Genomic DNA, 2,122 nt, shown 5'->3' with positions numbered 1-2,122 from the left:
CTAAATTCAAAGCCTGTGAAAGCTTTACAGACGGTTACAGCAACCGTAGAGAAGACACAGACAATTACTCGGGGAAATGTGGCAGGAACCTCAGACCTTTTACCAATGACACCTGTTGTAGATATTGTTTCGATACAGGCCGGCAGTACAAGTTATGTCAAAGGGACAGACTTTCAACTCTCAGGTGATGCCGTAGACTGGTCATTGGCAGGTGCCGAGCCATCAGGTGGGACGTCGTATACAGTCACGTATCGCTATACAAAACTGATGGTTATTGGGACAGATGTAACGTTGGATAACAACGGGGTAAAATGGCTTGGAAGTGATAGGCCTGTACCGAACTCGACTTTCCAGACGACCTATGAATTTTTTCTCGGGCGGAAAGATGTTTACTACCTTACTTATCAAGGAGAAGTTCATGTCATACATGGTCAGTCGGACATGAATCCTTACCCTCCTTCTTCACCACCCGATGTCTTAGAACTAGGAGAGCTTTATCTACCTCCAAATTCAGATGCTGTTGTAGTTTCGAATCGGAAACCTAAACGATTGACGATGCTCGAGCTGCGTTCTCTCCTTGATCGTTTAGAACGTGCAGAGTACAACCAAGCGTTGGCAGACCTGGATCGGGCGGCGCAAAACTCTGATCCGTCACTAGCGAAAAAGGGTGTTTTTACAGATAACTTCACCAATTTTGAACGCTCCGACGTTACCCATCCTGACTTTAACGCAATGATTAACCCGCGTGAAAAAACGGTACAGTTAGCAGTTGAGAATAGCTTTATAGAGATGCAAGTAAATCAAGCAGCATCTACCGTGCGATTCCATGAGCGGTTAATTACCTTGCCATATACCGAAGAGGTACTCATTGATCAACCTTTTGCAACAGAAACCATGAATGTAAATCCATATCAAGTGTTCGGGAATTTGGCCACAATTCGTTTGACCCCTTCTCATGATACCTGGGTGGAGACGTCAACAGTTACACAATCCGTTTGGGGATGGTGGGCGGATTGGAGATCGACGGGAACGACTCGGACTGAAACAAAGGTCATTTTAGATGAACAAGTTCCATTCATACGGCAGCGTGAGGTAACAGTGGTCGGGGAAGGTTTTGAACCGAACAGTGACAATATCAAGGCGACATTTGATGGCATCCCGGTAAACCTTACTCCGATAAACGGATCGGCAGCCGGTACGCTGCCCAACACAGTGAGAGCGAATGCTCAAGGACGATTCAGTTGCACATTTATAATCCCAGCTAATGTACGCACAGGAACCCGTGAAGTCTATTTCTGGAACGAGGTGTAAGGATGGTTACCAAACAAAATGAAGCGAAAGCGTCTTATGTAGGGACTGGTAGGAAGCAGGTGGTCGAGCAGACGTTTTGGCAGATTCCATCTTGGCGACTGACTGATCCACTTGCACAGACCTTTATGCTCACAGATGAGCGGTTTGTGACATCAGTTGATTTGTACTTGGGTTCGAAGGACCCGGTAGCGGACTTAACGGTACAACTTCGCACAGTAGTGAATGGTTATCCTTCCATGACGATCTTATCTTCAGTAGCGATCAATTCTTCTCAGGTGAACGTATCCAATGATAGTAGTAGGGCAACAAAGGTAAGGTTTCCTGAGCCGATCTTACTACAGGCGAATACGGAGTATGCGATCGTGCTTCTGACGCCTTCTAGTCAATATAGAGCGTTTGTAGCGCGAATGAGTGCACAAGACCTCCTATCTAGGAAAACTGTTTCACGCCAGCCATATGACGTGGGTGTACTGTTTTCAAGCTCCAACGGTTCGGCATGGACAGCACACCAAGACTCCGATTTAAAGTTTAAGCTTTACGGAGCAAAATTCATGAACGACGCAAAACTCCAATTTAATCCGGTGTCTGCCAACCAAGTGACTCAACTTGTCCTTTCAGCAAGTCAACTTGTACCTCGAAATTCGGCGCTGTTGTGGCAATACTCCATAGATGAGCAAAATTGGTATGCACTTGATGATCTGGATGTGACATGGTTAACGCAGCCAACGAACAAGGTGCATGTGCGGGCTTTATTTAAGACATCTGGTTCGTCACCAGTCGTCCAGTCAAGTGTAAGTCTAATCCCGATGGC

At 46.2% G+C, this 2,122-nt stretch carries 2 protein-coding genes; both read left to right on the top strand.

From position 1 onward, the window contains the following. Positions 1–1,311 (top strand): DUF4815 domain-containing protein (locus tag ASG16_RS00890; RefSeq protein WP_114544005.1); only part of this gene is annotated, 1,311 nt, incomplete at its 5' end. 2 nt (positions 1,312–1,313) lie between these two features. Further along, positions 1,314–2,122 (top strand): hypothetical protein (locus ASG16_RS00885; protein ID WP_111914336.1); only part of this gene is annotated, 809 nt, incomplete at its 3' end.

Origin of the sequence: Brevibacillus sp. Leaf182 (assembly GCF_001423865.2) — a bacterium.
Lineage (GTDB): Bacteria > Bacillota > Bacilli > Brevibacillales > Brevibacillaceae > Brevibacillus > Brevibacillus brevis_C.
Note: the sequence above shows the minus strand (reverse complement) of the source record. Positions and strands in the feature narration are given on the sequence as shown.